Source organism: Leuconostoc sp. BM2 (assembly GCF_002095565.1).
In the GTDB taxonomy this organism is placed as follows: domain Bacteria; phylum Bacillota; class Bacilli; order Lactobacillales; family Lactobacillaceae; genus Leuconostoc; species Leuconostoc falkenbergense.
On the sequence record NZ_MOWQ01000070.1, the window covers coordinates 1 to 3556 of the forward strand.

Annotated in this window: 6 protein-coding genes; all 6 read left to right on the forward strand. The window is 37.5% G+C overall.

The window, feature by feature from the left end; all coding sequences use genetic code 11:
• On the forward strand, positions 1-290 hold a 290-nt coding region (locus BMG01_RS10220; RefSeq protein WP_198939948.1), incomplete at its 5' end, for a primase alpha helix C-terminal domain-containing protein.
• Positions 277-1704, forward strand: a complete 1428-nt coding sequence (locus tag BMG01_RS10225) for a phage/plasmid primase, P4 family (RefSeq protein ID WP_004911508.1) — start codon at positions 277-279, stop codon at positions 1702-1704. The genes BMG01_RS10220 and BMG01_RS10225, both read left to right, overlap by 14 nt.
• A gap of 336 nt (positions 1705-2040) precedes the next feature.
• Complete coding sequence (locus BMG01_RS10230) at positions 2041-2412, forward strand: hypothetical protein (protein ID WP_004911510.1); 372 nt, start codon at positions 2041-2043, stop codon at positions 2410-2412.
• A gap of 117 nt (positions 2413-2529) precedes the next feature.
• Positions 2530-2934 carry a hypothetical protein gene (locus BMG01_RS10235; protein WP_036066542.1) on the forward strand — a complete coding sequence of 135 codons (405 nt, stop codon included), beginning with the start codon at positions 2530-2532 and terminating at the stop codon, positions 2932-2934.
• Positions 2935-3135: a hypothetical protein gene (locus BMG01_RS10240; protein ID WP_004911518.1), complete on the forward strand. Its 201-nt coding sequence runs from the start codon at positions 2935-2937 to the stop codon at positions 3133-3135.
• 120 nt (positions 3136-3255) lie between these two features.
• A complete protein-coding gene (locus tag BMG01_RS10245) occupies positions 3256-3444 on the forward strand; it encodes an Arm DNA-binding domain-containing protein (RefSeq protein ID WP_004911523.1) in 189 nt (62 codons plus the stop codon).
• The last annotated feature ends 112 nt before the right edge of the window (positions 3445-3556 follow it).

Below are 3556 nucleotides of genomic sequence, written 5' to 3' on the forward strand. Positions count from 1 at the left end.
GTACTGATAGACCTAGTCATACTTACAAGGCAAAATATAGCCTTGCAGACAGGTGGAAAATGACAATTAATGGCTTTGTGACAGGCGAACGAAATAATCAAGCTATGAGTTTAGCAGGTTATCTGTTTGCCATTGATGTCACACCACAAGATATTTATGACATTATGCAGTCAGTCAATGAACGGAGTAACGAACCATTACCCGATCATGAACTCAATACCGTATATATGAGTGCTAGAAGACGTGAGGAGAAAAAACGAGCAAGGATGAGTGAGTATGGCAGAGATTGACACAACAGCATTACCAACAAGGCAGACTATCCCTGATTGGTTAAACACAAATGATAACGGGGATGTGAAAGGCATTGACACTTTGAAATTGAGTGAAGCAATCATCAAAGATAGCCCCGTCATTGGTGTACCTTTCAATGGGAGCATTAGATACTACAAATACAATGGCATATCATGGGAAAACCTAACCGAGAAATCAGCAAGGGCTTATATTGAACGTGAAGCATTAGAAAAGTTGAAACGATACCATGCTTACAATGTGAAGCGCATGCAAGACGTGAGCAAGACAACACTTATTCAAACGATTAGTGAACACAACCCGTTTGAAGACCAACGTACCGACATTATCGCTTTTAAAAATGGGACTTATGAGATTGAGACAGGTAACATCACACCTAATCAACAATCACATTATCTAGTCAATGGCCATGATATTGAGATTAACAAGGACGGACAAGCGCCTAACATTGAAGCATGGGGCAGTTATTTATTTGGTAACTCATGGCAGTTTATCAAAGAGCTACTAGGCTATGCTTTCATCCCCGAGTATAAAACATTTAATACAATCGCAATTATTGTGGATGAAATGGGTGGGACTGGTAAAAGTTATTTCTTTGATAGCATTGTCTTCCCACTACTAGGAACTAAAAACATTGTCGCAAAGGATATGGACACAATCGCAGGTAGTAACGGCAAGAGTGCAAGATTTGGACTAATCGGACTATTTGAGAAGTTGAGTAACATTCATTTAGATCTACCAGACACTCGTATCGAAGTTCCCGACACATTACGCAGTCTATCGGGTGGGGACAGAATAGACGTTGAAGCCAAGAATGCAGACGCATTAAGTTTAAAATTCTATGCTTTGTTGTTGTTTGGCGCTAACCAGACCCCTAACATAGCCGTCAATGTAGCATTATCACAGCGTATCAAGATTGTACCCGTGACAGCACCAAGAGCCAGAGAGCGACCACAAGAACAAGCCAAGCGAGCGTTATTGTGGGATGAAAAACAAGCTATTAAGGAAGTAGGCGCATTTGCTTATAGTGTTTTAACAGCTTATCAACAAGCCAAGCAACGGGGCAAGTTTTCAACCAGTGATGAGATTGAAACAGCAACAAGAGAATGGCTAGAACGTCAAAATTTAGTCACTATGTTTTTAAAAGATGTTACGAGAGAAGATGACAATTTATATAGCGGTGGCGTTAGTATCTCTCAAACGTGGGACTTATTTCAATTATGGTTACAAGATAATGGTATACACAGCAAATTACAACGTAAGCAGTTTAATGGCCGTATGGAGCAGTTAGGATATAAAAAAATAAAGACACGTTCACATCAAACGGGCAAGACGACAGAGTACCCTGTCTGGAGTTGGGACGGTTTAGATTTAGACCCGTATTTTAACGAATAAAGGTAATTTGTTCCATAAAAACAGGGGTTGAAGCCATGGTATAAAAGCATTTGTCATCAAAATGTGCTTTTTTTGTACCAAAGCCAAAACGCTGTAACGCTTGTGGCGCATAGGTTTAACACCTTGTGCCATTTGTTCCAATACTTTTCATAAAAAAAATAAATAAGCCTATATAGTGTGTAGTATGAAAAAAAGTTGGAACATTTGGCACAAAAAATAAAAGTCAGTTATATCAAGGGTTACAGGCTACAAAATCAAAAAAGCAACGGCACATCATAGGCTTGTCTTTTGGAACGAGCCACAAAATTAGCAGAAAACAACCGAAAAGGGGATGAAATGAATTATATAGTTGGCTTTATATTTATAGCATTAATTGGTTATATCTTTGAACAACATAGACGTATTCATTATTTAGTGAAGCGAAATATTGAGCAAGAAAATTTAAAAGTGATCCAAGACCACCAATATGACACACTAAAGCATTTGACTAATATGTTAGATAACACGTTAAAGGCTTTGGGGTATGATTATCGACAATTTGATAAAAATAACTTTGTTAAGCACGAACTCACACCAGAGCAAATACAACAGTTATGGCAAAGTCAGCAACGAGAGATTAAACAATCAGATCACGAAGTCACACAGTTTGATGTTGAGTTGAAGAAAGGCGGATTGTACGCTTGGTGGCATAGTTTTAGAGATAGATAGACAAAAACAAACATAAATAAACGGACATTTTTAGTAGCTGAAAATCAACGTTTCCAATGGTTTAGCTTATGAACATTAAAATACAGAGGTTGTATTTTACTAGTAAGGAAAGTTTTTATGAATATCAACGATTTAATGAGTAGGTTTCCACGACCCGAAAAAACCTATGCAGAGAAAGAAAGCACCATGTTTTATGTATATGTGTTTAATTTAGTCATGGATGAGTTGATCAGACGCAAGCTAACTAATCGTAGAGCTATCAATTATGTTTTGAGTTTTACAACGCACGGAAATAAGTCCAGAGCTTATCAAGAAACACATCCTATGGCGAGTAAACGGACAGCTAACGTCAACGCTAATAAATACCATAAGCGTTTTGATGTATATGTAGCGCAGTCAATCAGCATGCACCTAGTATATAAAGGCAGGTTAGCACTAGCAATGGCGATTAAAGACATCAATGTACACGGCATTGAACGATATGTAAATAAATTGATACTTGAAGTGTGGAAAGGAGAATAGATGACAGCAAGTAATAATCATCCCCAGCAATGGGCTATGTGGTTAAAGCGTTGTGAAGCGCACAAATACATCAGTGTGGCGGATAATACTTTTATCAAACGATACGTGAAGACAGGCAAGGTAAAAGGTTATCCCACAGAACATGGCAAAAGATACAATCGTGATGAAATTGATGAGGCTGTGAGACATTATTATGATTAACAATGTTTAAGAAAGGGTTAAGCGAACAACAACATCATAACAGTGTGAAATAATGAAAGCGTGTGAACATGCTTTTTTATTTATCTTCAAACACTGCTTACTTGCTGGTAAGGATAAATTATGAAAGTACAACAAATAGAAACATCCAAAGGTAAAACATGGGAGGTAGACGGCTATCTAATCAATGGTGGTCAGAAAGTTAGAGTTAAAAAACGTGGCTTTGATAGTAAACGAACAGCACAACAATGGTTTAATAATGAAACTGTGTTGTTTGATAATGGTGAAAGTCGATACAATAAAACTTACTAACATTAAAGGTGAAGATTAATCTCGGCGGAGATAGTCTTCACCTATTTTTGATTTATTCTAAAATAGGTTGTGAAGCATAGGTCGCGGAGTTTTTTGGCACTGGATGTCGTGA

Excerpts from the sequence above, each read along its gene's own strand:
- BMG01_RS10225 (WP_004911508.1), top strand. The coding sequence starts at position 277 with ATGGCAGAGATTGACACAACAGCATTACCAACAAGGCAGACTATCCCT.
- BMG01_RS10230 (WP_004911510.1), top strand. The coding sequence starts at position 2,041 with ATGAATTATATAGTTGGCTTTATATTTATAGCATTAATTGGTTATATC.
- BMG01_RS10235 (WP_036066542.1), top strand. The coding sequence starts at position 2,530 with ATGAATATCAACGATTTAATGAGTAGGTTTCCACGACCCGAAAAAACC.
- BMG01_RS10240 (WP_004911518.1), top strand. The coding sequence starts at position 2,935 with ATGACAGCAAGTAATAATCATCCCCAGCAATGGGCTATGTGGTTAAAG.
- BMG01_RS10245 (WP_004911523.1), top strand. The coding sequence starts at position 3,256 with ATGAAAGTACAACAAATAGAAACATCCAAAGGTAAAACATGGGAGGTA.